This is a genomic window from Corynebacterium sp. LaCa78 (genome assembly GCF_046717505.1).
Lineage (GTDB): Bacteria > Actinomycetota > Actinomycetes > Mycobacteriales > Mycobacteriaceae > Corynebacterium.
This window is the reverse complement of the sequence record NZ_CP177113.1, coordinates 34631-58125: the sequence shown is the minus strand read 5'-3', so window position 1 is coordinate 58125 and position 23495 is coordinate 34631. Positions and strand designations below refer to the sequence as shown.

Sequence of the window (23495 nt, the reverse complement as noted above, 5' to 3'; positions counted from 1 at the left end):
AGTGACGAAAACCCGCAGGTAAATAGCACAGGAAAGGGCGAAGAGTAATGGGCAAAACCAACCCCAGAAACTCAGGCGGGCCAGGAGCGGACGGGCAAACCATCTTCCTTGCCGTCATTCTCGTAGCGGCATTGTCCGTACTTGGCACCGTGCAAATCGGTGCGGTAGCAAGCTGGAAACTCGCCGGTAAAGACAAGCCACCTCTCAACCCATTTCAAACACTAGCCAGTCTTATTAAAGGCCAGCTGGAGTGGACTGTCATTGCGACCGTTGCCGCAGTGCTGCTGTGGCTAGCTATTGCTGGATTGGTTTATCTATGGATGAAGTCCAAGCCGAAAAAGACCACCAGCACTACGGGGCAGGCCTCAAAGTACCTAGCGCCCAAGAGCGATATTGCTTCCTTGTCGCGCAAAAGCGCAGAGAAGAAGGCAGCGAAGTTTATTGGCGAAGACGCCGCTAAAGACTATCCCGGCCTGCGCATGGGCAAAGATCTACAGTCTCGACGCGGGGTGTATTCCTCGTGGGAGGATCTGTATCTCGTGATCTTCGGGCCTCGCCGAGGAAAGACCACGTCTCAGGTTATTCCGGCCATTGTTGATGCTCCGGGAAACGTACTGACCACCTCAAACAAGGCCGATATTGTCTACGACACTGCCGCGATTACCGAGGCGCGTGGAAATATCTGGATCTTCGATCCACAAGGCCTTGTTGCAGGGCGAGACGATCGCCCGTGGTATTTCGACCCTCTCGACGCGGTACGCCGCGATCCGATGAAGATGGACAGCGAAGCTATCGCGCTGGCCGATATTTTCCGCTCTGCAGCCCACGGTGATAACAGCACTGGCGACGCCTTCTTCTCCGAAGGCGGTCGTGACCTCCTCGGCAGGCTTTTCCTCGCCGCAGCACTGGACAACCGCCCTATTACCGACGTCTTCCGCTGGGTTAACGACGATGAAGACCGCACACCAGTAGGCATTTTGCAGCGCTTTGACGAATGGGAATCCATGGCCGACGCACTCAACGGAACCTACAGCATTACCGAGCGCACCCGCTCCGGTCTTTTCTCCCAAGCAGCGCAAATGGCTGCGCCACTGGGACGACGAGCCATCAGACAGTGGGTTACCCCAGGCGAGGACAAGGACAAGTTCGAACCAGAGCAGTTTGTCCGCGCCGACCACGACACGCTGTACCTGTTGTCCAAGGAAGGCGTAGACAACGCGGCTGCTCTAACGACGGCACTAGCAGCGGCCACGATGAAAGCTGCCGAGCGCTATGGCGAAGAAAACGGTCTGCGACTTCCAGTGCCGATGATTGCCGCCCTCGACGAGGCTGCGAACACGGTTCCGTGGCCGGAACTTCCTAAGCTGTATTCCCACTACGGTTCGCGTGGAATCATCGTCATGACCATCTTGCAGTCCTATGCCCAAGGCGTAAAAGCCTGGGGCAAGGAGGGCATGGAGGCCTTGTGGTCTGCTGCGTCCGTGCTGCTCTACGGCGGCGGAGTCCGTGACCAAGACATGCTCAACAAGCTAGAGCTTCTTGTTGGAGACTATGAAGAGCTGACCAAATCTGTTTCTCGCTCGGCAGACGGAGGACGCTCAACGTCGATACAAGCGCGAGAAAAGAAGATCCTCAACGCGGCAGAACTAGCTGCCTTGCCCTATGGACAAGCACTCGCCTTTACCGGGCGACGGCCATTCGCGCTGTATCTAGAGCCGTTCTGGGAGCGCACCTACTGGAACGACGAAACCCGCCAGCTGCTTCCTGCACAACAGTAACTACCACCGGAGGAATCCATGGCAGAAGAGAAAATCGATCCCAAAGACTTCCACTACAAAAGCGTCTTCGAGTTTGTCGATAAGTTCCTAGTGACTATGTACCCGACTACCGACAACCGGATGAAAAACATCGCGTGGTCTCCCACCTGGTGGAACCACCCCGAGGTAATCGCCCGACTAGACGGGCTCTGGAAGCGCTACGAGTATCTGCGGGTAAAAGAGCCAGATACTGCACTTGAGACCTTCCTGCGCCTGCACGGCGACTACCACATGCGACAAATCATGAAGGACGACGGAGTCTTCGCCGATTGTAAGCGTGAAGACGTTCCATCTCGTCCGCTACCAGTTACTTCCGCAACTAAACCCGCCTCCTAAACACAAGCGAAAGGAGACCTACTATGTCTCGTACATCTGTCGATGCGTCCACAGCCCGCACTATCCGAAACCTGCGCCGCGCACTACATGCAGAGCGTGTACGCCACTTCCCCCCGCGCACGATTCAGCCAGGCCCCAACGCTCTCACACGCATGGCAGGCGGAGCACTCGCAGTAGAAGGGTGCCGAGCACTCATAGAAGAAAATGAGCAATCCCGCACATGGGTCATTGATGATTTCAACCGCCGCGGTATGGCCGAATCTGCCGCCGCCATCGCCGATAGCTTCGAGGACAACATGGCCTTTACTGACGAAGACGGCCACGATTTCCGATTTTCTTCCCGTGACGGAGAACTTTCGCGTTATAGCGTGGAACGCCTTGGCAAAGACATCTCCGCAGCAGCCGGAGACGACGACGCCCGCGAGGTCACCGCATTGTCTCCGGCAGAAGTCATTGAAGATCTAGAAGCCCAGGACGCAGACCCCGAAGCCATTGATTCCTACGCTCTCGCGGTAGGCGACAGTGACGTATCCCCCAGCGATCAGCTAGTTAACCAGCTACAGGAAGAGACCAGCGAAGAACTGGAATCTCCGGGTAACGAACTTGCTGACGCAGCCGAACAAGCCGATGAGCAGGTTGCCGAAATGTAGCCATACACCCGCGCACAAGGCGGTAGAAAGACCAGACGGTTCTTTCTACCGCCTTTCTGTTTATCTAGAGCTCAGGGCCTTGCTCTTCTTCAAGCTCGTCAGCGGGTGCTTGTTCGTCGGTGGTGTCGCTGTCGCTGGTAACGCTTTGCTGTTCGCCGCCGAGGCCGAGGCTGGCGAGGAAGTCGAGGCCAGCTTGCGCGCCCTCGTGCAGTTCGTCGGCGTCTTCATCTTCTGCTGTGGTCTCGGGTGCAGGTTGCTCTTCCTCTACGGCGTTCTGAACGGCGGTGTCTTGCTCATCGTGGTGAGTCTCGTCATTGTCTGGTTCGTAGGCGGCAGCAATGGTTTCTGCGACCATGTCGCGGATTGCCTCTTGTGCTGGCTCGTCTACGCCCAGGCGGCGTAGTTCGTAGGTGCGTTGTGCGGCAAGTAGGTTGACCTCATCGGCAATGTAGCCTGCATGGTCGGCAACATCGTTGGGGACTTCCTCTGCGCGCAAGCGCGTGGCGATGTCTGCACGATCGGCCCAGTCCATCTTCTCGCGGCGAATCGAATCGAGTCGTTGTTGAAGATTGTGGGCGTGCTCGCTGTCGTGTTGTGCGGCAGCGTTTAGACGTTTGTCCCATTCTTCTGTGTCGTCGGCGCGGTAGCAGATTTCGTCCCACAGGCCTGCCTCCGGCAGGTTAGCACCGGTGTCTTCAATGGCCTGCTGCGCCAAGCTGCGGCGCTGTTGCGCCTGTTCAAGGCGCTTGTGCGCATGGTCTATGCGCTGTTGGTACGTGCCGTATCCGTCGGCGTCGTGGTCGTAGGCCCGCTCGGCAACCGGGCGGGTGTAGTCCTCTTTAAGCAGGCGTTGGTGCTCAATGGTTGCGCGGGCTGTTTCTTCTTCACGAAGGGCCGCACTGTGGTCTGCCATGGCCTGCTCGTAGGCGCGAATTCGCCCAGCATCAAGTACTACCTGCTGGTAGTCGGCCTGTACCTCGTTGACAGCGGCATTCTTGTCCTCGTGTAGGCGAGTAGTAATACTTGCCTCTTGCCAGGTCAGCGACTCGACCTTCGAGCGGGCAAAGCGTGCGTGCTCTGCCAGCACAGTTTGGTTGAGCTGGTTGAGGTTTCCTTCCTTTCCAGTAAGGCGAGCAGTTTCCGCGCGGTCGTAAGGGTTGTGGGTGCGCAGCCACGTATCGAGTTCTATGTCTGTCTGACCAGATACAGGAGGCAGCTGGTGGCGCTTTCCGGTATCGCGCAGGCGGAGCTGTTCGTCCAGGCGGTAGCGGATAAGACGTGCCGGGTCGTGGGCGTTGTCAATATCGCGGGTAGCAGCGTCCATGACGGTGCGCGGGTCAATGCCCGCGTCAATAAGCCTTGCCCAGCCGTGGCGGATGGGTGCTACACCGTCGTCACTGGCTTCAATCTTTCGGGCAAGGTCGCCGGGGAGCGTATCGATCCAGTCGGGAAGGTAGGAGTCGATGAAGTCGTTGGTGGCTTCGTCTTTGCCCATAAGCCACAGGCCCATCATGCGATCGGGTGAGGTTTGCTCGTCTACGACTTCGGCGATGACCTCGCGTGCGGCCTTCGGGGTGGTATCGCGCGAGATTGCCTTATTAAAGACGTCCCTAGCGCTGGGGGCGTGGTCTATGCCTTGGTAGTGGTAGTGGCCTTCCTCGGCCAGCTCATCCAGCTGGTGTTCGGTCACAGCATAGATGTGGTTGGCGATTTTGCCGCGTGTAAGTGCGACATACAGCCCGGCCCTATCGACGTGGTGGTCAATGACCGCGCGGGTACACTCCACGGTGCTGCCCTGGGCGCGGTGGACGGTAGCAGCGTAGCCTAGCTGCACGTTGTCGTGGACGTAGTCTGCCGGAAGGCACAACTCTTCGCCGGTTGCCGTGTTGCGGGCGGTGATACTACCGTCCTCGGCAATGGCGGTGACAGTAAGTAGCGTGCCGTTGTTGATACGGGTACTCGTTGCGGTCTCATCGTCGTAGAAGGTCTGGTTTTTGCGCGCCAGAATCGTATCGCCAACGCCTGCTTTTTCCCCTCTGGAAAGCTGGGCTTCCATGGTGGTGTCTACAACGCCGTGGGCGATGTAGTGGGCGCGGATTGTGTCGTTGAGTTCTGCCACATCGTGGTTGGTGGCAGCAATAAGAAGGCTGGTTTTACCGCTGGAAATATCAGCCAGGTAGTCTGCTGCGGCGTTGTCCAGCATGTCGCTGCGTGCGCCACCATTGACCCAACCGCGCTTAAAGTAGAAGTCGAAGGTAGAAGAATCACCCTCACGCAAACGCAAGCTGGTGGCAGATTGTTCACTATCTCCGCCGAAGCGTACGACTTCGGAAAGTTGATTATCAGTGCGTTCGGCGGCGTTGACCATAGCGCCGAATAGGCCACCGTTTTCTACTGCGCCGAGCTGTTTATGGTCACCAATAAAGCGCACAACTGCGCCTGCTTCTTCGGCAATCTCTAGCAGCGAGCCGATGTTAGGGGTAGAGGCCATGCCGGCCTCATCAACGATGATCATGTCACCGGCGTTAATGGATACTGGAAGGTCTTTGAGGCTATGGCCGGGCTTTGTCGGGTGGTTACCCCGCCAGGTGTAGGTGAGTTTGTCGATGGTAAAAGCGTCAAAGCCTAAGTCCTCAGACAACACGTCTGCTGCTTGTGCAGACGGTGCCAGGCCAATAACGTTGCCGCCCTCATTGGCCCACACGTTGGCGACAAGGCGCATAGATGCGGTCTTGCCAGTACCTGCCGGGCCCACGCCGGTAGCAGCCAGTGTGCCGCAGGTAAGCAGGTAGCGCGCCATGGATTCCTGCCCGGCGTTAAGACGGAAGCCAGCCTCATTTTCGTGCTCATCAAGAGCCTTATCAATCGCGTGAGAGGGCGCGAATGCAGCCACCGGCTCGTTGAGTGCAGCCAGTGCTTTGTCTTCGGTAGCGAGGATGTCCTGGGTGGTATAAAGCTCACTATCCGCGCGGCTATCCCGGGCTTTACCCGCCGAGTTTTTCAAGGCTTCGGGAAGATCCAGGACGTCAAAATCATTCAAGGAAATGGCCTTATCGCGCACGATAGCCTCCACCACAGTGGCATGGATTAGGTCGCGCTCGGAAAGAGAATCGAAGCGATAGCCTTGGAGTTTTCCACCCGCAGCAGTTGCTACATGCGAGGCGCGAAAGTAGGAACGACGCCTGACAACGGTGTCTAAAACCTCGTCGATAAGACCTGAAAGGTGGTCTTCGGCGTGAAATACTGGGCGCTCATCATGGCCAGAATCTGCTACAAGTTGGGCGATGGCAGCGAGTTCTTCTGCCCCAGTATCACGGGCAGAAACTTCCGCTTTCCAGCCTGCGCGAAGCTCTGAAAGGCTTTCTGGTTCACGCTTTGCATCACGGGTTTCCAAGATAGCTTGCTGCCACAAACGACCCACCTCAACCGAGTTAGGGGTTGCGCCACGTGCGGCAACAAACTCTTCCACCAGTCGCTTGTAGACCGGCTGTGCGCCGCGTCGACGCTTAGAAAACGACTCCATCAACAAGGCGGAAATACCGTCTATCTCCCACGTGGGTTCCTTGTTGACCCCGTGGTCGCAGGCGGTGAATGTGTAGCCCATTTGGTTAGAAAGCAGGGTGTTCAAGATGGAGTCATAGCGGTGCGAAATGGCCTGCGCTTGCTTGTGCAGCGCCTTGGAATCAAGCGATAACCAACGTCCGTCTTCGGCTTGAACCTTGTTGGATACCAGCACGTGCGAGTGCAGATCAGGGTCTCCTGCGCGCGTATCGTAGTGCTTAAACTCGGACGCAATAACACCTTTTGTCTTAACTTGTTCACGCCCTTGCTTGCCAGAGCGAGTGAAAAACACGTTGTCTTCTGCCCACGCTATGGCCTCTTTCACGGCCTGGTGATGAAGCGCCTCAATGCGCCGCGCGGTCTTCTCATCAGACAACGCCCACGCCACCGACACGGACTTAGCAGGCGAAAAGGTCAGGTCAAAACCCGAGACAGATTGCCGAACATTGTCCTTTAACCCGTTAACCCAGTTGACGACTTCCCGGCCCGATTGCGGCTCGACGCCGTGTTCTTCAATGAAGAACTCCCGGCCAATATTCTGCACTAATTCGGCGCGCTCCTGCTTTCCCATCAGCGTGCCTGTTGTCTGCCGGTGGCGGCGCTCAGCGTCACGAAGTGCCACCAAAACCGGCACATCATTAGTGAAGTTAGCGAACGGTCGGCCCAGCTGCACGTCCTTGATTTTCTGGCCCTCGGACATCTTCATATCCGCATCTGGGTGCAGGCCCTCGCCATATAATGCGGCCATTTGCGACTCGGTAACTTCCCCACCCTGCACGACGTTCTCGGTGTTCAAACCGGCAAGACCAGAGCCCAACCAACGCCCCGGAGGGGTGCCTTTAGCGTCGTAATACTTCGACAAACTTGGCGCGTCTGTTGGCCCATCATTGGTAGCCACAGAGCGCAACAGGTACTCATAACCTGTTCCGCTGTTGACTACGCGCAGGGTCATCATGCGCCCTAGTCTAGCAGCCAAAACCCGATTAACACTAAGAGTGCCAATAGTGTGTGTCTGAAAGCGCGCTTGCGCGCGTCGACGCGGCTGTGCGCCGCGTCTTGCCGTGGGCGAGAAAGTTTCGTCTTTCTGTTTGGGCTCTGGTCTTTTCGCGTCAGCGGGTGTTTGTGTCAGGGTTGCGATGGTGTGTGTGCGCTGGCATTGTGGGCTTATGGTTACCGCAAGTAGAAGTTTGAAGAAGCGTCAGGAACTGCGTCAGCATCTCGAAGAGGAACAGCGCAAGCTGCGCGATAGGAAGAAGAAGCTGAACTCGCTACTGTCGCTTATTGACCAGCGCGAGAAACTAGATGAAAAGATTGGCGAAGCCTCGCAAGAGATTATCGACCTAGGTGAGTCCAAGGAGCTCGTGCGCGAGCTCGTCGGTGTCAGCCAGCGGGACTTCAACGACATGCTCGGGGCTGCTAGTGATTCCTCCCCTAGTGCGCAGGATTCGTCTGGAGACGATGAGTCGCAAACTGGTGATGATGAGCGCCTGGACAACGACGAAGCCGCCAGCGCCTCTGAGGGCGCTGGCGGCGAGGGTGACCACGATTCTGATGGTCAGTAGTCGGTAGAGAGAAAGAGAAGTCTTTCGCCGTGGTGCTGGCTAGTACTTCTGCTCGTTGGGGTCGTAGTACTCGCCAGGGTTAGCGGGCGCGTCTTCGTAGGTGTTGGAGTACGGCGAGTCGTTTGTCTCGTTGGTGGTGCGCTCGTAGTGGTCGGCCATGGAGCCAATCATCACACCGAGGAAGGTAAGGAAATACCAGATGATTACCCAAGCGATGATTCCGCCTAATGCTCTGAGGATTCCTGCCACCAGTCCTGCTCGTCGTATCTGGGCGATGAGCATCCAGATAGGTATGGCGATAAGGGCGAGTTGCCACCAGCCGGGAACGTGGTTGGTGGATTCGATAAATGGCAGTGCTTCCATGGGTGCGTCCTTCTTCTCTGTGGTGCGTGCTGCCTATGGTGTCATAAGCGTCGGACGTGTGGGGTGTCATGAAAGACTTTGAGGATATTCCTTTTGCAGAGCTGGCCCACTTGGAGCCGAAGCCGGCCGCTTCGGCTCGGCAGTCTCGTGCTGCGCGCGTTCATGATCCGGAGCTTCCTTTCGACGATAAGACTGTCAAGACTTTCTTTGAGCATGTCGTGAAATCACCGCACGGGTGCTGGCTATGGGTGGGCTCTATTTCCTCTCCTGATGGGTATGGTCGGTTTACATGGCAGCGTGGTAACCGTCAACGCACGGTGGCGGCTCACCGTTTTGCGCTTCTTGCCGCGGGCGAGTCGTTTTCCGCGCGCGAGGTTGCCGAGCACGAGTGCAACGAACCGCTGTGTGTTCGGGTTGGTTGTGGTCATGTGCGTAAGACAACACAGCGGGAGAATCTTCGCTATGCGGTAGAGCTTGGACGTCATACTGGAAATAGGGTTGCTGTTACGGCGTTGAGTTCTCGGGTTGAGCGCTCGCGACGGATTAGGAATGCGCTTCGTGATGGGTGGGACGAGCGTCGCTATCGTGAGGCAATCTTTGGTGTCGATAGTGACCAGCAGACGTTGTTTTAGTGTGCGGTGTTTGTGTCAGGGATTGGGTGGGGTGTCCCCTTTCTCTCAATGAGTGCGCCCCGGCGTGTGGACGGGGCGCTATGTCTACAGTGCGTTGGCTTGGGCTAGTTTCCAGAAGTTGGTGTTGGTGCGGACTCGGAAGCCGCTGCGGTTGAGGTTGATGGTTCCGTCGGTGTTGATGTCGTGGTGCCAGTAGATGAGTCGCTCGGCAATGGCGTTGATGTTGAAGTGGTGTGCCCACTCCCCTAGCGGTGTGATGATTTCGTAGTGGATTGCGTCGTTCAAAGTGGCGTAGGTTGCCATGGTTGTAGTCTCTTTCCGTCTCGTGTGCGTCTCGCTTGTGTGTTGTGCCGGTGTATCCGGCGCTGTGGTCGTCTGTGAGGCGTCCCTTGGGGCTTGGGTGCCCTGTGGCGGGCCCGGTGGGCCTGCGGCCCGGTGTGGGCCGCAGGCGGGGTCTTATATTTCGACGACGGTGGCTAGGACGGTGAGGAAGACTTCGGCGCGCACGATGATGGAGTGCTCTAGGTGGGTGGCGCGGCAGTTTTGCAGTTCGTTCCAGATTTCGGCGGCTTGGTGGTCGTTGATGGTGGTCTCGCCGAGGTAGGCCCGTGCTTCGTGGCGGATGTGCTTTGTGGGCGCGGTGGTGTCGATGTAGGCGTAGTCAGGGACGAAGCCGTGGTTCTTTTTGCTCCACCATTCGAAGGCGTCCATGTGGCGCTGTTGTTGTGGGGTGTAGAAGGTGGTGGTTTGGGTTGCCATGTCTGGCGTTCCTTTCGGTCGATGTCGAGTGTTGCCGCGTGTGTGGTGGAAGATGTCTCTTCCGTGCGGCGTACCTTTAGTTTAACATATGTTTTAACATATGGCAAGACATATGGCCTAGCATATGCTTTAACAGGTATCAGACACATTCGCCTGGTAACACTGTTTATTGCGCAGTCCTCTACTCCCCCACTGGTGTGTGCGCTAGGTGTCATTGCTATACAAAAAGCCCCAACCGTGAGACGGCTAGGGCTTGATGCGTGAGGGTCTAGGTTATCCCACTAGCGTGTAGGCGGCTTGCGGGGTTGTGCGCAGTTCTAGGCGGGCGGCGGTGTCAATGGCTATAAGTGCCAGGATGACGATCAATCCGCTAAGGGCGATTGCGGAGGGGATGAAGATTGCTTTTACCTCTTGGGGAAAGACGGCGACATTTGCCAGGAGTGGAAGCAGGATAGCTACGGCGGCGGCGAGTACGAACAGTGGGCGGTAGGTTTCTTTGATGGTGTGGCTGGTGCCTTCGGGTAGCTGCCGCAGGCGCATTTCCGCGTTGCTGAGGTAGTTAATGATGGGCACGATGAGCATGGTGGCGGCGATGAGGATCAGTAGTCCTAGGGTGGTTGCCATGTCTGGCGTTCCTTTCGGTCGATGTCGAGTGTTGCCGCGTGTGTGGTGGAAGATGTCTCTTCCGTGCGGCGTACCTTTAGCTTAACATATGTTTTAACATATGGCAAGACATATAGTAGGTCATATGCTTTAGCGTATGTTAAAGCATATGACAGGCCCGTTAGTGCAGTTTATAGTCTATGCGCTGCGGTTATGTGCACGCTTGTTTTAGCGCATGATCGGCTAGAAGCGCCCACATCACGACGGTTGATAGAGCGATTACGAAGACGATGAAAGAGAACGGTGTCCCTATCCACCAAAGCATTACGAGGGGAACTGTCCAGAAAAGTGCAGAGGCGACCACCCCTACACCTGCGGCGAGGCGGCGATCGGAGGGGTCGCTAAGGGCTACGGCAATCAGGGCCAGGAAAGCGGCGACAACGAACAGGGCGAGGGCGCATGAGGCCATGTCTAGGTTCCTTTCGATGGGGGTTTGGTGTGCCGCTTTTGATCATATCGGCGGGGTGTGCACACCCCAGGCGGGCTAGATCGTGGTGATGTCTTGGTAGCGTTGCCAGGCTTTTCGTTGGCCTATGCCGTGGTTGATCATGATGTCGAGTAGTTCGGCTTCGGGGGCGTGTTCGGCGGCGTGGCGCAGTTGCTCGGTCATGTGGAGGTATTGGCGGCGGTAGCTGGTGCTGGCTACTTGGCGGGCGTAGTCGGCGAGGTGGAGGTCGACGATTTTGAGGGTGACCAGTTCGGTCATGATGTGGTGTTGGTCATCGGCGAGTCCGTCGCGGTTGCCTTTGGCTTGGAGGGCGTTGAGGACGGTGGAGGCGTCGGTGGGGCGGTTGTGGTTGACGAGTTCTTGTAAGGTGGCGAAGATTCGTGCCAGTAGGGTGTTGGCGAAGTCTGCGGAGTCGAGTTTGTCGACGATGGTGGCGATGGTGTTTTTGTCGCCGCTGGTGAGTATGGCGGAGATGAGGCAGGCTTCGGAGTTGGTGACGGTGATGGTGGTGTTGATGGTGTCGGTGGTGTCCTGGGCCATGGGGTGTTCCTTGTTTTTGGGGTTATGCGGCTTGGCGTAGTTTGTCGGGGCGGAAGCCGGAGAAGCTGTTGCCGGCGTCGTCGACGACGACGGGGGCGTTGGCGTGGCCGAGGGTGGCGAGGTAGTCGGTGTGTTCTTGGGCGGGTTTTTCTTGGTAGTTGAGGCCGAGTTTGTTGGCGGTTTTGATGGTCAGGCGGCAGGGGTGGCATCCGGGCTTGGTGTAGATGGTGAGCATGTCTGCTCCTTTCTAGTCGAGTGTTGCCTTCCGTCGCGGTATGCCCCTAGTTTAACATATGTTTTAACATATGGCAAGACATATGGCGGGCCATATGCTTTAGCATATGTTCGGGCTTTGCGGCTGTCACCTGTAGTTTTACTGGTGCCGGTGGTGCCGTACTGGGGTGTGGGGCGTGCATTTTCTTGCTTTCATCTCCGGCACGTAGTGCCTGCGCCCGCCTGTGGTGGAGGGCAAGAAAGCGTGGAATAAATAGCGAAAAAGCGCCCCGGATTCGGGGCGCGCGGGAGCGGTTTATGCCGCGAAAGTTCTTGACCGTAGCCACAGGCGGGTTAAGCTGCCGAAGGCGGAGATGAAAGCGTATCTACCGTAAACGGGCACTGGTTGCGGTGTGTGGCTGAATGGTTGGTCTTTCACGGTGGTGTTGGGGGTTATTTTCCACGGGAGTTGCGCTCGGGCGCGCGGTGGGGTGGCAAGGCCATGATTGAGGGTCGTGGAAATTCCCGCAGCGAAGCGAGGAAATTGGAGCGAAGGCCACCGTGAGATGGGAGTGGTTTAGTGGCGCTCTTGCGGGGTGTCTTTGTGATTGCGGTAGTAGTTTTCTTTAATGCGGCGTTGTTTTTTACCTTCTTTTACTAGCAGTGGGTAGAGGTCTTTTTCTGGTGCGGTATGCGCCTGGCGGCTAAGGCGTTCGACCATATTGCGGTATTGGCGACGATACGAGTTAGAGGCTACAGCTTCGGCGTAGTCGGTTATCTTCGGCGGTATGTGCTCTAGGTTGGTGAGCATGGTGATAATGCCGTCGATGTTGTCGGTGAGTATGCCGGATTGGTCGCCTTCGGCGTGGAGGGCTGAGCGCACACTGGCGGGGTCGTAGGGTCTGCCGCTTTTGAGTTGTTGGCTGATGGTGGCAAAGATTGCGGCGTAGTCAGTGGAGTAGAAGTCGGCGGGGGTGAGTGCTTGTGTCAGGTTTGCTACTTGGGTGGTGTCGCGGTTCCAGAGCAGGGCGGCGATAAGTAGCGCTTCGGGGTCTTCGCGCGGGTCGTTGTCTGCGCGGTCGGCGATGTGGGGAGTCTCGTGGGACATGGTGGCTCCTTGGCCTCGCGGGTGGTTATCCTTCCCAGCCGGTTTGTTGGGCCCAGGAGGAGATGAGTTGGTCGGCGATGGAGGCTTCATGCTTGCTGCGGATTTTTTGCATGGCTTTGAGGGTGTCTTTGGGGATGTAGACGGTGGTGGTGCGGGTGAGCTCGTCGGTGTTGTAGGTCGCGTCTGCAGGCTGGTAGTCCGCGCCGTGGTCGGTGATAAGTTCCCAGGCTTCTAGAAGTTGGCGATAGATAGGGGTGCTGGTTTCTGCCCAGTTTCTGCGTAGTTCTTTGTAGATGGAGTAGGGCAGGTTGACGGTGGTGCGGTGGGGCTTTTCTTTCTTGGTGGCCTTTGTGGCCTTGGTGGTATTAAGTCCGGTGTCTTTGGTGAGGGTGGGTTTTCCTTGGGCGTCAGTTTGCTTCTTTTTCGGGCGTGCCAGTCCTGGGGTGTCGTTCATGGTTGCTCCTTCTTTGAGGTGTGGTTAGTTGGTGATTTGGGCGATGATTTTGTCAAAGATTGCAGGGTAGCCGTGTAGTTCTTTGGCGCTGTTGCGGGGCCAGTGTCCGAATTGGCGGTCGAAGTAGGCGCGGGATTCTACGCCGGGCCAAATGACTGGGATTCCTTCGTCTTCGAGGACTTTCCGGGCGCGGTCGGCAGTACTTTTACGTTTGTCCCAGATGGTGGGCAGTACGGCGTAGCGTTTACCTTCTGGAATAACGTCGATGATTTTCCAGGTTTGCGCCATATCCGTGTGGGTGCCGGTGGTGGGAATGACGACGAAGTCTGAGTTTTCGATGATGAGTTCAGACATACTGTGATTGCTGGGTGGGCCGTCGATGATGACAAGGTCGTCGCTGTATTTTTTGACCTTGCGGGCAAGGATTCCTCGGTTGACGGCTTCGACTTCGACGTCAACGTGTGGTGCGTTGGGGTCTTCTTCGAAGGCGTCGTTGGCGTATTCGATCCATTCGGAGGCGGTGCCTTGTTCGGCGTCGGCGTCGAGGACGTGGACGGTGTATCCACGGTAGGCGGCGACGGCGGCGAGGTTGATTGCGCTGGTGGTTTTTCCGGTTCCGCCTTTGGCGTTGAGGCAGGAAATTACGGGCATGGCTGCTCCTTTTAGGTGTCGAGTGTTGTGTTCTCAAAGTGTCCTTTGAGCTGTAGGTTTCATATTAGCATATGTTCTGCCATATGTTAAGCCATATGCTTAAACATATGTCTTAATATATGTTTAATTGGGAGATTTGATTTTACGTCTCACGTGGGAGTTTGTTGCTTTTTTCGGCTACGTTTTCTACGATCAATCGTGTCGAGTGTTTAACTGATTCCTTTCGGTTATTCCGACGTCTCGGGGATGCCTGAGACAAGCTCCCGGGGATGCCTGGGAGCTTTTTTATGTCCAAAGCAAGTAATTGCTTGTCCTATTTTTCGCTCCGGTTGCGGGCGCGCTGTAAGGCGGTATGGTTTTGGGTGTCCGCAGCGCACCTCCCCCCGGCGCATAGTCGGACGGAAGGAAAACAAAAAGCCACGACTCCCGCACCCCCGCAGGTGGCTTCTCCCCAGTGCTTCCAACGACGAGAAGCACTAGGGGAGTTTCCTTTTATTGAGCGCCTTCCAGTCGTTCTTTGAGACTGGTGGCTAATTCTAGAAGCTCGTCGGAACTATCTGCGGGCCTCTGTTGAGATAGATTCCGTTGTGCTGCGCGTACGAACTTGGCGAGTGTGCCGAGAGTGTCCGTTTCTTTGTGTGCGGGGGCTTGGTTTACAAGTAATCTGCGAATCGGTTGGGGTAAGCCACGGCTAGTTGGTTGATGGCTTGTTTCCACCCGGTGGCTTTCGCTCCTTCAATATAGCCGTTGCACTCAATATCGCGTTTTGCTTTCCTCGCTCGCTGGGCAGCGCGCTTGTCTTCGATGTTGCAGATCATCAGCCACAGCGTCTTCAGCGCCGCGGTATCGTTTGGAAATTGGCCCCGGTTACGGGTAGCTTTACGCAGTTCGGCGTTGAGCGATTCGATCGAGTTGGTGGTGTAGAGCACCCGGCGTGCCGCCGGTGGGAACTGCAGAAACGGCACGAACCGCTCCCATGCATCACGCCAGACTTTAACCGACTGGGGATATTTCCGGCCAAGTTCACTGGCCTCGAAAGCATCCAGGCTGGCACGCGCGGTGTCCTCGTTAGCGGCTGTGTAGACCTCACGCAGCGCGCGGGAGACGCCTTTGCGGTCCTGGTAGGACACCCACCGGTTCGCAGCCCGAATCAGGTGCACAATACAGGTCTGCACCATAGAATTCGGCCAGGTTGCCTCCACAGCCTCCGGCAGGCCTTTGAGCCCGTCGCAGCACACGATGAACACGTCTTGGACACCGCGGTTGGCCAGATCCGCACACACCGATGCCCAGAATGCGGCACCTTCATTGTCCGCGATCCACAATCCCAGGATGTGCTTGATGCCGTCCATATCGACACCAACCGCCATGTAGCAAGCCTTGTTGACCACGCGGTGGCCGTCACGGATCTTGACGCGTAGCGCGTCGAGGAAGAGCACCGGGTAAAACTCGTCGAGCTGGCGGTTTTGCCAGATCATGACTTCGTCCAAGACCGCATCGGTAATGGTGCTGATCGTATCCGGGCTCATATCCACCCCAAGGGTGGTTGCGAGATGGTGCTGAATATCGCGCACGGTCATCCCACCGGCGTAGAGCGAGATAATCATGTCGTCGAGCTCTGTGAGCCTGCGTGCACCCTTGGGCACCATGCGGGGAGTAAACGTGCCGGCACGATCCCTGGGAACGGTCACTTCAACCGCGCCGTAGCCAGAATTGACGGTCTTGGTGTACGACCCGTTACGGTGATTATTCTCCTGTGTGGTTTCCACCTTCGCTTTGGCCTTGCGGTCGGAATGGCTATAGCCCAAGTGCGCATCCATCTCCGCTTTAAGACCAGCGTTGATCGATGCTTGCAGCAGGCCTTTGACCAGCTCGCTTGCATCATCAGCAGAAGTCGACAGCTCGCTGATCAAGCTGGCGATTTCAGGATTTTCCATCAGCTTCTCGCTGATCTCGTTGATCCTCGCCGGGTCATGGTTTTTCTTCGGTGACACCGTAGTCATTATCGGTGAAACTCCTTCTAGATCAGAGCCTCACACACAAACAACTTGACGCTGATAATGGGAATACAGGATCGGAACCACGTGGAATGACCCACTTCTTGACTGGCCATGATCTCCTCATGTGCCTTCAGCGTGATCTGTCTTCCATGTTAGTTCCGACCCTGTACCGCAATCTGGTGAATCCGCCCATGACCTTATAGGAGCGTGACGTCTCCACCGTGACCACCCCGGCAGGTGTCTAGTGTAGTCGTCCCATCAGCGTCTTGTCTGCCCGGAAACCCCGGATCGCGGGTCACCCGCACGTTTGCTCACAGACAGGACCTGATCCCCAATGTCTACCACTTTCGACTGCCCCACCGGCCCCGTTGCCGGAATCGACACCCACACCGATACCCACACTGTTGCCGTTATTTCGGACACCGGCCGGCACATCGCCACCGACACCTTCCCCGCCACCAACCCTGGCTACGTGGCGATTTCAGAGTTCATGGCAACCTACGGTGTCACCACCGTCGGTGTGGAAGGAACCAGCTCCTATGGAGCAGGCCTGACACGCCACCTTCGCACCCAGAAATACTCAGTCGTAGAAGTCTTACGCCCTACCCGGGCCGTTCGACGCCGGGACGGCAAATCAGACCCCGTTGATGCTGTCGCTGCCGCCCGCCAGGTGCTCACCGGGGAAGCCTTAAGCATCCCGAAAGACACTTCCGGGCCAGTGGAATCCCTCCGTGGGTTGCAGATCACCCGCCGTCAGCTCGTGATGACAGCAGCGAAACTGATGACAACGATCAAATCGTTGCTGGTCACAGCACCCGATGAGATTCGACGCCGCTATAGTGCGATGTCCACATTGGTCATGGTGGAGGCCTTGTCCCGGTGCCGACCATCAGCTGACCTGGCCGACCCCAGAAATGGGGTGCTCCTCGCGTTGAAGACATTAGCCACCACCTATCGTGATTTACAGAAACAGGGTACGCAGCTGGAAAAACACATCAGTATCCTGGTTGAGATGATCAATCCGCATGTGACCTCGATATTTGGGTGTGGTTCCGTGGTGGCTGCTGATCTGATTGTCAGTGTGGGGGATAATCCAGGCCGGATTCACTCCGAGGCAGCATTAGCTCATCTGTGCGGGGCCGCACCGATTCCGGCTAGTTCTGGACGGACTCATCGGCACCGTCTCAACCGGGGTGGTGATCGTCGGGCGAATTCTGCGTTGCATCGGATCGCGTTGGTGCGGATGCATCATGACCAACGCACCAGGGACTACGTAGCCAAACGCACCAAGGAAGGATTGTCGAAAAAGGAGATCTTACGGTGTCTGAAACGCGCCATTGTCAGGGAGGTCTACCGGGTGTTGTGCTTGGGTCAGGCCGTTCTTCCAACGGGCCAGGTAGAGGTTGATGAACTCAAAGCTCGACGGATCGAGAGGCAGTTATCGCAAGCCCAGGTTGCTGAAAAACTCGGGTGTGCCCCGGCGAGAATCAGTGATATCGAAACCGGCAAGCGCCCTTTGCCGGAGTTGAGGTTGGCTTATGAAGAACTTCTCAAATCAGCTTGACACAACATAGGAGCATCACCCTCAGTGTGCCGGCGTCGCGGGCCAGTGGGGAAGTGGCAGGCAACTCCGCTTGTATTACCTGTAGGTGCTTGGCGGCACTGTTGGCGGCGTCGAGTGCGTACTTGTAGTCTCCAGTATCCCCGTGCGCCCCAATAAACAACACACACAGGTGTGTGTCCTGGGCTTCATGCACAATGTCCGTCACGCCACTTCACCCCTCTATCCTTTCCCCAGTTACACGGCCAAATAATTTTGTCCCGTTAGGTTTTGTTGCTTTTAGCTTTCCCCAGCTTGTCGGATGCAGTTTGTTGGTACCGGTGTTCCAGTAACGCGGTACCAACAAACCGCATCCGACACCCCGTTTTGCACTACGGTCATGATTGACTTGTCCCGTATACACACCAACAGCCGATGAGGCGGTTTTCGGGCCCGAACCCCGGAAAGTGGACACGGGGATTTAATCAAGATGCGATAGTAAGTGTAGCTGATCCGGCGGCTTCGAAGGCGTTCGGCGAGCGATAGCCGCACCACGAGTGCAAGCGCTTGGTGTTGTAGTGCGTGCACCACCGGAACACGTCCCGACGACATACGATCTGACTTGGGAAAACGGACTCGTCCTGGAGGACTTCCCGTTTCAGCGTGGCGTTGAACGACTCCGCCAACGAGTTGTCCGCGCTCGTCCCGATTGCTCCCATCGACTGGGTGACACCGAATCGTTCACACAGCTTCCGGTATTGCCCAGAGGTATAGACGCTGCCATGATCGGAGTGAAAAATCGCCCCGTCAAGGTTGCCTCGGACCCCGTGGGCCATCGTGAGAGCTTCTTCGACCAACTCCGTGCGCATGTGGTCGGCGATCGCGAAACCGGTCAACTGCCGCGAATAGCAGTCGATGACGGTGGCCAGGTACATATTCGACCCGTCCGCGATCGGCAGGTACGTGATATCGCCGACGTAGATGGTGTTCGGTTTCTCCGCGGTGAACCGGCGTTTCAGCAGGTCGGGCAACTTCGGAGCCCGTTTCGCAGACACGGTGGTCTTCACCCGGCGTTTTTTGGTGTAGCCGAACAGGCCCATCTGGCGCATCAACCTGGCGGTGCGCTTGTGATTGAAAAGGTCGTCGTTGGCTGGATCGGAATTGATGGCCGCCGTCACGCGTTTCGCCCCGTAACAACCGTTCTCGGCCGTGAACACGGCCTTGATCCTCGCTCCCAGCACCGCGTCGTCAAGGACGCGTCGCCGGCGGGCAGGAGCAGCTGATTTCCATTTGTAATACGAGGACCGGTTGATCTTCAAAACCTCACATAACCGCTTGACCTCGTAGAGGCCTCGGTTGTCATCAACGAACCGGAAGCGGTTCACCAGTTCGTCTCTTCCGCGAAATATTTGGCCGCCTTGCGGAGAATCTCTCGTTCCTCCCGGAGCTTGGCGTTTTCGCGTTCCAGCACGCGGATGCGTTCGGCGTCGGAGAGTCCTTCAGCAGGCGTGCGTGCGCTGTTGGCTGCGGCAATGGGGCTGGCGACTTTTTCACCGTTGGCGTTGGTTTTGGTGCCGGTGCCGAAGGCGTCGAGCCAGGTGCGCAGGGAGTTGCGGTTGACCCCGAGATCGGAGGCGATCGCGTTGAGCGTTGCTCCGGGGGTCGACTCGTACAACGAGACTGCGTCGCGCTTGAACTGCTCAGTGTAGGTCTTGCGTGGCATGGTGGAAAGGTACCTCACTTCCCCAGCGAGATGCTGGTTTCAAGGTGTCCACCATCTGGGGGTCAGGTCCTTCTTTGGGAGAACCCGCCCCCAAGCAATAATAGGAATCAAGGCACATGCCTAGGAACAAAACTCAGGGCACTTCAATCCCGGGATGCTGCCTGGATCAACAACTCCCGGGCATAGCTGGTCGTGTCGCGACGTTCCGCCACCTGCAGGTGATGATGCGCGGTATCCGGATCCCCCGCCTGGGTCTCCATCAGATACAGATGATTATGGACCCGCCCCCGGGTCATCGGCACGTACACGCCGGCCTTATCGACCTGCCCGATCCCGGCGACAACATGGCAGGTATCCACCGTCGCACCCTGGGCACTGTGCCCGGTCGAGGCATACCCGGTGTGCCTTCATGGGTGGAGTGATCTATCTCCGGAGTAAGTCCGCTGCGGAAGGAGCTCCCGCCCTGGCTAGCGCGTCAAGTACATCATCAATGGTCATGGGGGGATTTTTGAACGCCGCCGCGGCATAGGTAATAGCCTGATGGACACGAGTACCGAACAGATCAATCTGATCACATAAAAACTCATCAGCACCCTGGATCTCGATGCCGTATTTATCCATCACGTCTTGAGGAAAATCCCGCGCGTTTTCGGTGACAATCACCTGGGCACCACACCTGATGGCAGCAGCAAGAACATGACGGTCATCAGGATCCGGCAAGGACAATGACTCAATTAAATCTTCATACCCAGTCACCAGACAATCATCCACAGCCCGACACATCAGCTCCCGGGTTCGGCGTAGTTTACTGGGGTCAAGATCTGGCCGGTTGGCCTGGAGGTTGCGAAAAACCTCATCCAGGATGTCCTCGGTCCACCGGGCTTGGTAAATGCCCGTGCCTGCCAGTCGGATCAGGATGTCACGCAACATATTGGGGTACAGCACGTTGGCGTCGTAGATAACGGTAAAGCCACTCACTCGTACAGCCCCATCTCCTCGGTTAGGGCGGTGAGATCATCTGCAGCTGTACGTGCCTCGATATCTCGTTGGTGTTTATAGGCCTGCACGTCGGCCGCATAGATACGTCGATGAGTACCAACCTTATGTCCAGGCAAGATGCCGTCATCCATCAATTTAATGACATGCGGACGAGAAACATTAAGCAGGTTAGCTGCTTGCTGGGTGGTTAGCTCGGCCCGCATGGGGATCACGCTTACCGATCTGCCGGCTACTGAATTGACCAGGATTTCCCGGAGGACGGTGGCGACTTCTCTGGGTAGACGGATGACCTCATCAGACTGCTCCACTACGACCTTGACGTCCTTATTGGTAGATGTATCGCTTAGGACGCGGTTGATTTTCTGCAAAGCCTCACGGGCTGTGGCCGCAGTGCTAGCGATTTCGTTGTCTTGTAGATAGGCCATGCCCCCCATATTACCGAACAAACGAAACAAACGAAACATTCGCTATATAAAGTCCCAAAGGGTACACCCTATTAATAAACCGGAAGACTCCGTATTAAACGCAACTTACTGCGCTTTATTGGGTCAAGATCCGGATTCTCATTCCGAAATTATTGCCCCCACATTGAGTGCTTAATAAGCAACCTCTTAAAAGTGGAACACCATTACTGGACATTAGGGTACAGCGCGACAAACTGGAAACCGCTAGTAAGAAACGTGCAAAAGCTGCGAGGAGTGTCCGGCTGACTATCGCGGGTGTTTATTCAAGCAGAAGCGGAGATAGGTGGGTGGCTGACTATTCAGAGCGAGATGAAAGAGTTTGGAGTCTTGAGGCAGACTATTAATCGCGCGTTAAAGGCAGCGGGGATCTCCCCTAGGGGACGCAGGCGAAAGCCGAATTAAACGTATCAGGACGTTATTCGAGGAGCTTGCTGTAGTGCGGGCGAGCTTTCATCACATGGATTAATAGTTCGTCCCCATCGGAGGCAACAACAACGACGGTTTCCAGCAGTCGAGCATGGGTATCAAAACCGAGGCGGAGTTCCCTCCACTGGCCAGGGTTATCGTCAAGAGGCTCTATCCACAGCGGATAGGAAGCTGCATGGATTCCATCGGCTTCTGCGATACCGTGCTTAGTGGCAGATTTGGCTGCTTTCATGCCGCCGTGAGCGTGCTGATTGCTTGGCGAACAAGCTCAGATCGGGTGAGATTCTTTTTCGTAGCTAGGCGATCTAGAGCGCTAAGTTCATCGACAGTGAGGCGTACAGCAACGACCTGAGCAGGCTCCGCCCCGCGACCGGGGCGTCCGCGTCCGCGCTTTTTCAACACTTCTGGATCGTAGCCTTCTTCTGCTTCGGAAACCCACGTGTCGAGTTGATCTTGAGTGATGTTCACAGGCATGAAAATATCGTATAACGAAAATTGTTTACTGTCGATACATTCCGCATTAGGGCCTGACCCCCGGAAAGTAGACACGTCGGGGGTTAGCTATGCTGCTTGGGTCAGTGTAGCTGATGTGAGTGCTTCGAAGTCATCGGGGGCTAGAAGATTGCACCAGTAGTGCCGTCTGCGGGTGTTGTAGCGCATGCACCATCGGAAGACTTCTTGGCGGCAGACGATGGGATTGTCAAAGAGTTTCCTATCACGCAGGACTTCACGCTTTAAGGTGGCGTTAAATGATTCTGCCAGGGCATTATCGGCACTCGTTCCCACGGCTCCCATGGATTGGCGCCCACCAAGTTGGGCGCAGTGGTCCCTAAATGCCTGTGAGGTGTACACACTGCCATGATCGGAATGGAAAATTGCCCCTTTAAGGCTTCCGCGGACTTTCCTTGCATGAGATAAAGCTTCGATAACCAGCGATACCCGCATGTGATCTGCGAGTGCATGTCCGACAAGTTTGCGCGAGTAGACGTCGACGACCGTGGCCAGGTACATGTTTTTGCCGCCCTTACACGGCAGGTACGTAATGTCGCCAACATAGACGTGGTTTGGCCTGTCAGCTGTGAATCTGCGGCCTACTAAATCTGGCATGACGCGGTGACCAGGTTTACGCCTGGTAGTGACGCATCGGCGGCGCTTGGTAAAGCCTTTCAGCCCCATGGATTTCATGATGCGTGCGACCTTCTTGTGATTGATCGGGCCGAAATCCGTATCACTGTTGAGGCTTGCAGCGATGCGTTTAGCACCATAAAGCCCGTGCTCATCATCGAAGGTGGTCTTGATTTTTGCGCCAATAAGGGCATCGGAACACATCTTTAACCTGCGCTTTTCACGGGTTTGCACCCATTTATAAAACGAGGAACGATTGAGCTTTAACACGTGGCACATCCGCTTGACCGAGTATTCGGTTCGGTGGTCATAGACAAACTGGAAGCGGATCACCAGCGTGTCTCTTCGGCAAAATATTTCGCGGCCTTGCGCAGGATGTCGCGTTCTTCGCGCAGCTTCGAGACTTCTTTTTCCAGCTGGCGGATCCGTTCAGAATCAGTCGTCTCCTGGGCCTTGTCGCGCATGGTCTTCGTGCGGGCACGTTTGCCAGTGCCGTACTGCTTAAGCCAGGAATAAAGTGAGGAGCGATTGATTCCTAGCTCTGCTGCAGCCGTGTGAAGTGAGAGGTCCTCATTGTTTTCGTAGAGGGCCACAGCATCACGTTTGAACTGTTCGGAGTACCTAGGCATGGTGGTAGATTACCTTTCTTCCCAACCCAACCGGGCTGGATATCAGGTGTCTACCTAACAGGGGTCAGGTCCTTAACACCCGGCGGAAGTCAAACTCCCACAGGAGTGACGTAAGGGGCGATCCCGGAGTAGGGGGGTCACACCATAAGCAATATACGGTTCTTCTTCCGTTAGGCAGTTAGGTAACCTCCCACTTAAAGAAGACTGGTAAGTGAGGGTTTCTTATAGGCTTTGGGAGTTCTGGCGATATTTGTTTATCGATGTGCTGTTTCATTTCCGAACCTAAACTTCTATTAATGGGGAATACTGCCAGCTACACGGATGTGTGTGGCCTGACAGTTTCGTTGAATTCGTCGTAGACTGAGCAGGCCTCATACGTCTCATCAATACCTAATTAAGTAGGAGCAAAATGAGTTCTTATAAAGACATCACGACTTTCTCCACTCCCATGCTCGTCAAGTCTCTGGATACGTTGGAGATCTCTGCGGGAGAGGACAACGGCAAGTGGGGCTCCCAATTTCCGCAAGGTGTTGCCATCTTCGTTCCCGACGGCGAGTATTTTACTGTTCGCATTGAGTCTTTTGGAACAATCCCGTCGGACAAGAAGCTGGTGGCAATGAACGCTATTAATGCGACGAATGACAACCTGGCTTTCGGCAAAGTGGTTCCTAATCTCATCGAGGGACGCCGGACGATTGTCTTCCGCAATCACTTCAACTTCACCCAAGGTGTGTCCCAATTCCAGCTGGATACGCTCATCGACGCCAGCTTGCATGTCGGGTTCAACGCGCTGGGAAAGATTGAAGAACTTTTTGAAGGAACGGAGTAAGAC

The 23495-nt window shown here is 56.1% G+C and carries 25 protein-coding genes; 7 read left to right on the top strand and 18 right to left on the bottom strand.

Going from position 1 to position 23495, the window contains the following annotated elements; all coding sequences use genetic code 11:
- The first annotated feature begins 47 nt into the window (after positions 1 to 47).
- The 3 genes from ACLI1O_RS12020 to ACLI1O_RS12010 are packed head-to-tail and all read left to right on the top strand — an operon-like array spanning position 48 to position 2803.
- Entirely contained in the window at positions 48 to 1778 is a 1731-nt protein-coding gene (locus tag ACLI1O_RS12020) for a type IV secretory system conjugative DNA transfer family protein (RefSeq protein WP_284851845.1), read from the top strand.
- Between the two features lie 18 nt (positions 1779 to 1796).
- Positions 1797 to 2153 carry a DUF4913 domain-containing protein gene (locus tag ACLI1O_RS12015; RefSeq protein WP_070433094.1) on the top strand — a complete coding sequence of 119 codons (357 nt, stop codon included), beginning with the start codon at positions 1797 to 1799 and terminating at the stop codon, positions 2151 to 2153.
- Between the two features lie 23 nt (positions 2154 to 2176).
- Positions 2177 to 2803 (top strand): hypothetical protein, encoded by a 627-nt coding sequence (locus tag ACLI1O_RS12010; RefSeq protein WP_070433095.1) that lies wholly within the window; start codon positions 2177 to 2179, stop codon positions 2801 to 2803.
- Between the two features lie 64 nt (positions 2804 to 2867).
- Here the strand turns inward: ACLI1O_RS12010 and mobF are convergent, their stop codons facing one another.
- Positions 2868 to 7319 (bottom strand): MobF family relaxase, encoded by a 4452-nt coding sequence (mobF, locus tag ACLI1O_RS12005; protein WP_411707056.1) that lies wholly within the window; start codon positions 7317 to 7319, stop codon positions 2868 to 2870.
- 232 nt (positions 7320 to 7551) lie between these two features.
- On the opposite strand from mobF, the gene ACLI1O_RS12000 reads away from it, so the two are divergent.
- Entirely contained in the window at positions 7552 to 7926 is a 375-nt protein-coding gene (locus ACLI1O_RS12000) for a 3-deoxy-D-manno-octulosonate 8-phosphate phosphatase (protein WP_411707055.1), read from the top strand.
- A 39-nt stretch (positions 7927 to 7965) separates the two neighbouring features.
- Here ACLI1O_RS12000 and ACLI1O_RS11995 read toward each other — a convergent pair whose 3' ends face one another.
- Entirely contained in the window at positions 7966 to 8289 is a 324-nt protein-coding gene (locus tag ACLI1O_RS11995; protein WP_284851848.1) for a hypothetical protein, read from the bottom strand.
- A gap of 68 nt (positions 8290 to 8357) precedes the next feature.
- On the opposite strand from ACLI1O_RS11995, the gene ACLI1O_RS11990 reads away from it, so the two are divergent.
- On the top strand, positions 8358 to 8921 hold the full coding sequence (locus ACLI1O_RS11990; protein ID WP_284851849.1) for a hypothetical protein: 564 nt from the start codon (positions 8358 to 8360) through the stop codon (positions 8919 to 8921).
- Between the two features lie 84 nt (positions 8922 to 9005).
- On the opposite strand, the gene ACLI1O_RS11985 is transcribed toward ACLI1O_RS11990, so the two are convergent.
- The 9 genes from ACLI1O_RS11985 to ACLI1O_RS11945 all read right to left on the bottom strand — a co-directional run bounded on the left by ACLI1O_RS11985 (position 9006) and on the right by ACLI1O_RS11945 (position 15760).
- The gene (locus ACLI1O_RS11985) at positions 9006 to 9224 is read right to left on the bottom strand and encodes a hypothetical protein (protein ID WP_411707054.1); all 219 of its coding nucleotides are present in this window, start codon (positions 9222 to 9224) and stop codon (positions 9006 to 9008) included.
- A 153-nt stretch (positions 9225 to 9377) separates the two neighbouring features.
- The gene (locus ACLI1O_RS11980; RefSeq protein WP_411707053.1) at positions 9378 to 9680 is read right to left on the bottom strand and encodes a hypothetical protein; all 303 of its coding nucleotides are present in this window, start codon (positions 9678 to 9680) and stop codon (positions 9378 to 9380) included.
- A 273-nt stretch (positions 9681 to 9953) separates the two neighbouring features.
- Positions 9954 to 10304, bottom strand: coding sequence for a hypothetical protein (locus ACLI1O_RS11975; protein WP_411707052.1), 351 nt, complete (start codon positions 10302 to 10304; stop codon positions 9954 to 9956).
- Positions 10305 to 10827: 523 nt separating this feature from the next.
- Positions 10828 to 11331, bottom strand: coding sequence for a DnaB-like helicase N-terminal domain-containing protein (locus ACLI1O_RS11970; protein ID WP_411707051.1), 504 nt, complete (start codon positions 11329 to 11331; stop codon positions 10828 to 10830).
- 22 nt (positions 11332 to 11353) lie between these two features.
- Positions 11354 to 11566 carry a glutaredoxin family protein gene (locus tag ACLI1O_RS11965; protein ID WP_411707050.1) on the bottom strand — a complete coding sequence of 71 codons (213 nt, stop codon included), beginning with the start codon at positions 11564 to 11566 and terminating at the stop codon, positions 11354 to 11356.
- Between the two features lie 555 nt (positions 11567 to 12121).
- On the bottom strand, positions 12122 to 12652 hold the full coding sequence (locus ACLI1O_RS11960) for a DnaB-like helicase N-terminal domain-containing protein (RefSeq protein ID WP_411707049.1): 531 nt from the start codon (positions 12650 to 12652) through the stop codon (positions 12122 to 12124).
- A gap of 25 nt (positions 12653 to 12677) precedes the next feature.
- A complete protein-coding gene (locus tag ACLI1O_RS11955; protein WP_411707048.1) occupies positions 12678 to 13106 on the bottom strand; it encodes a hypothetical protein in 429 nt (142 codons plus the stop codon).
- 24 nt (positions 13107 to 13130) lie between these two features.
- Positions 13131 to 13757: a ParA family protein gene (locus ACLI1O_RS11950; RefSeq protein WP_239189785.1), complete on the bottom strand. Its 627-nt coding sequence runs from the start codon at positions 13755 to 13757 to the stop codon at positions 13131 to 13133.
- A gap of 653 nt (positions 13758 to 14410) precedes the next feature.
- Entirely contained in the window at positions 14411 to 15760 is a 1350-nt protein-coding gene (locus ACLI1O_RS11945; protein ID WP_411707047.1) for an IS256 family transposase, read from the bottom strand.
- A gap of 331 nt (positions 15761 to 16091) precedes the next feature.
- Here ACLI1O_RS11945 and ACLI1O_RS11940 point away from each other — a divergent pair, with 331 nt between their 5' ends.
- The gene (locus ACLI1O_RS11940) at positions 16092 to 17321 is read left to right on the top strand and encodes an IS110 family transposase (protein WP_005324630.1); all 1230 of its coding nucleotides are present in this window, start codon (positions 16092 to 16094) and stop codon (positions 17319 to 17321) included.
- 461 nt (positions 17322 to 17782) lie between these two features.
- Here the strand turns inward: ACLI1O_RS11940 and ACLI1O_RS11935 are convergent.
- The 7 genes from ACLI1O_RS11935 to ACLI1O_RS11905 all read right to left on the bottom strand — a co-directional run bounded on the left by ACLI1O_RS11935 (position 17783) and on the right by ACLI1O_RS11905 (position 22663).
- Positions 17783 to 19020, bottom strand: a protein-coding gene (locus tag ACLI1O_RS11935) for an IS3 family transposase (RefSeq protein ID WP_411701846.1) whose coding sequence is annotated in 2 segments (ribosomal slippage) — positions 17783 to 18693 and positions 18693 to 19020 — 1239 coding nt in all. Because the reading frame shifts where the segments join, the coding sequence is not laid out codon by codon here.
- Positions 19021 to 19163: 143 nt separating this feature from the next.
- On the bottom strand, positions 19164 to 19379 hold the full coding sequence (locus ACLI1O_RS11930; protein WP_205690729.1) for a hypothetical protein: 216 nt from the start codon (positions 19377 to 19379) through the stop codon (positions 19164 to 19166).
- A gap of 64 nt (positions 19380 to 19443) precedes the next feature.
- Positions 19444 to 19998 (bottom strand): PIN domain-containing protein, encoded by a 555-nt coding sequence (locus ACLI1O_RS11925; protein WP_086892511.1) that lies wholly within the window; start codon positions 19996 to 19998, stop codon positions 19444 to 19446.
- Positions 19995 to 20444: a helix-turn-helix domain-containing protein gene (locus ACLI1O_RS11920; RefSeq protein WP_086892529.1), complete on the bottom strand. Its 450-nt coding sequence runs from the start codon at positions 20442 to 20444 to the stop codon at positions 19995 to 19997. The genes ACLI1O_RS11925 and ACLI1O_RS11920 overlap by 4 nt, the downstream gene beginning before the upstream one ends.
- 454 nt (positions 20445 to 20898) lie before the next feature.
- Positions 20899 to 21141: a hypothetical protein gene (locus tag ACLI1O_RS11915; protein WP_046202909.1), complete on the bottom strand. Its 243-nt coding sequence runs from the start codon at positions 21139 to 21141 to the stop codon at positions 20899 to 20901.
- A complete protein-coding gene (locus tag ACLI1O_RS11910) occupies positions 21138 to 21383 on the bottom strand; it encodes a CopG family transcriptional regulator (protein ID WP_046202910.1) in 246 nt (81 codons plus the stop codon). Before ACLI1O_RS11910 ends, ACLI1O_RS11915 begins: the two co-directional genes overlap by 4 nt.
- 87 nt (positions 21384 to 21470) lie before the next feature.
- Positions 21471 to 22663 (bottom strand): IS3 family transposase gene (locus ACLI1O_RS11905; protein WP_411707081.1). Its coding sequence is split into 2 segments (ribosomal slippage): positions 21471 to 22381 and positions 22381 to 22663, totalling 1194 coding nucleotides; the frame shifts between segments, so codons are not numbered across the junction.
- Positions 22664 to 23072: 409 nt separating this feature from the next.
- Between ACLI1O_RS11905 and ACLI1O_RS11900 the strand changes: the two genes are divergently transcribed.
- The gene (locus tag ACLI1O_RS11900) at positions 23073 to 23492 is read left to right on the top strand and encodes a hypothetical protein (protein ID WP_049377187.1); all 420 of its coding nucleotides are present in this window, start codon (positions 23073 to 23075) and stop codon (positions 23490 to 23492) included.
- Positions 23493 to 23495 lie beyond the last annotated feature (3 nt).

Excerpts from the sequence above, each read along its gene's own strand:
- ACLI1O_RS12020 (WP_284851845.1), top strand. The coding sequence starts at position 48 with ATGGGCAAAACCAACCCCAGAAACTCAGGCGGGCCAGGAGCGGACGGG.
- ACLI1O_RS12015 (WP_070433094.1), top strand. The coding sequence starts at position 1,797 with ATGGCAGAAGAGAAAATCGATCCCAAAGACTTCCACTACAAAAGCGTC.
- ACLI1O_RS12010 (WP_070433095.1), top strand. The coding sequence starts at position 2,177 with ATGTCTCGTACATCTGTCGATGCGTCCACAGCCCGCACTATCCGAAAC.
- mobF (WP_411707056.1), bottom strand. The coding sequence starts at position 7,319 with ATGATGACCCTGCGCGTAGTCAACAGCGGAACAGGTTATGAGTACCTG.
- ACLI1O_RS11995 (WP_284851848.1), bottom strand. The coding sequence starts at position 8,289 with ATGGAAGCACTGCCATTTATCGAATCCACCAACCACGTTCCCGGCTGG.
- ACLI1O_RS11990 (WP_284851849.1), top strand. The coding sequence starts at position 8,358 with ATGAAAGACTTTGAGGATATTCCTTTTGCAGAGCTGGCCCACTTGGAG.
- ACLI1O_RS11985 (WP_411707054.1), bottom strand. The coding sequence starts at position 9,224 with ATGGCAACCTACGCCACTTTGAACGACGCAATCCACTACGAAATCATC.
- ACLI1O_RS11980 (WP_411707053.1), bottom strand. The coding sequence starts at position 9,680 with ATGGCAACCCAAACCACCACCTTCTACACCCCACAACAACAGCGCCAC.
- ACLI1O_RS11975 (WP_411707052.1), bottom strand. The coding sequence starts at position 10,304 with ATGGCAACCACCCTAGGACTACTGATCCTCATCGCCGCCACCATGCTC.
- ACLI1O_RS11970 (WP_411707051.1), bottom strand. The coding sequence starts at position 11,331 with ATGGCCCAGGACACCACCGACACCATCAACACCACCATCACCGTCACC.
- ACLI1O_RS11965 (WP_411707050.1), bottom strand. The coding sequence starts at position 11,566 with ATGCTCACCATCTACACCAAGCCCGGATGCCACCCCTGCCGCCTGACC.
- ACLI1O_RS11960 (WP_411707049.1), bottom strand. The coding sequence starts at position 12,652 with ATGTCCCACGAGACTCCCCACATCGCCGACCGCGCAGACAACGACCCG.
- ACLI1O_RS11955 (WP_411707048.1), bottom strand. The coding sequence starts at position 13,106 with ATGAACGACACCCCAGGACTGGCACGCCCGAAAAAGAAGCAAACTGAC.
- ACLI1O_RS11950 (WP_239189785.1), bottom strand. The coding sequence starts at position 13,757 with ATGCCCGTAATTTCCTGCCTCAACGCCAAAGGCGGAACCGGAAAAACC.
- ACLI1O_RS11945 (WP_411707047.1), bottom strand. The coding sequence starts at position 15,760 with ATGACTACGGTGTCACCGAAGAAAAACCATGACCCGGCGAGGATCAAC.
- ACLI1O_RS11940 (WP_005324630.1), top strand. The coding sequence starts at position 16,092 with ATGTCTACCACTTTCGACTGCCCCACCGGCCCCGTTGCCGGAATCGAC.
- ACLI1O_RS11920 (WP_086892529.1), bottom strand. The coding sequence starts at position 20,444 with ATGGCCTATCTACAAGACAACGAAATCGCTAGCACTGCGGCCACAGCC.
- ACLI1O_RS11915 (WP_046202909.1), bottom strand. The coding sequence starts at position 21,141 with ATGAAAGCAGCCAAATCTGCCACTAAGCACGGTATCGCAGAAGCCGAT.
- ACLI1O_RS11910 (WP_046202910.1), bottom strand. The coding sequence starts at position 21,383 with ATGCCTGTGAACATCACTCAAGATCAACTCGACACGTGGGTTTCCGAA.
- ACLI1O_RS11900 (WP_049377187.1), top strand. The coding sequence starts at position 23,073 with ATGAGTTCTTATAAAGACATCACGACTTTCTCCACTCCCATGCTCGTC.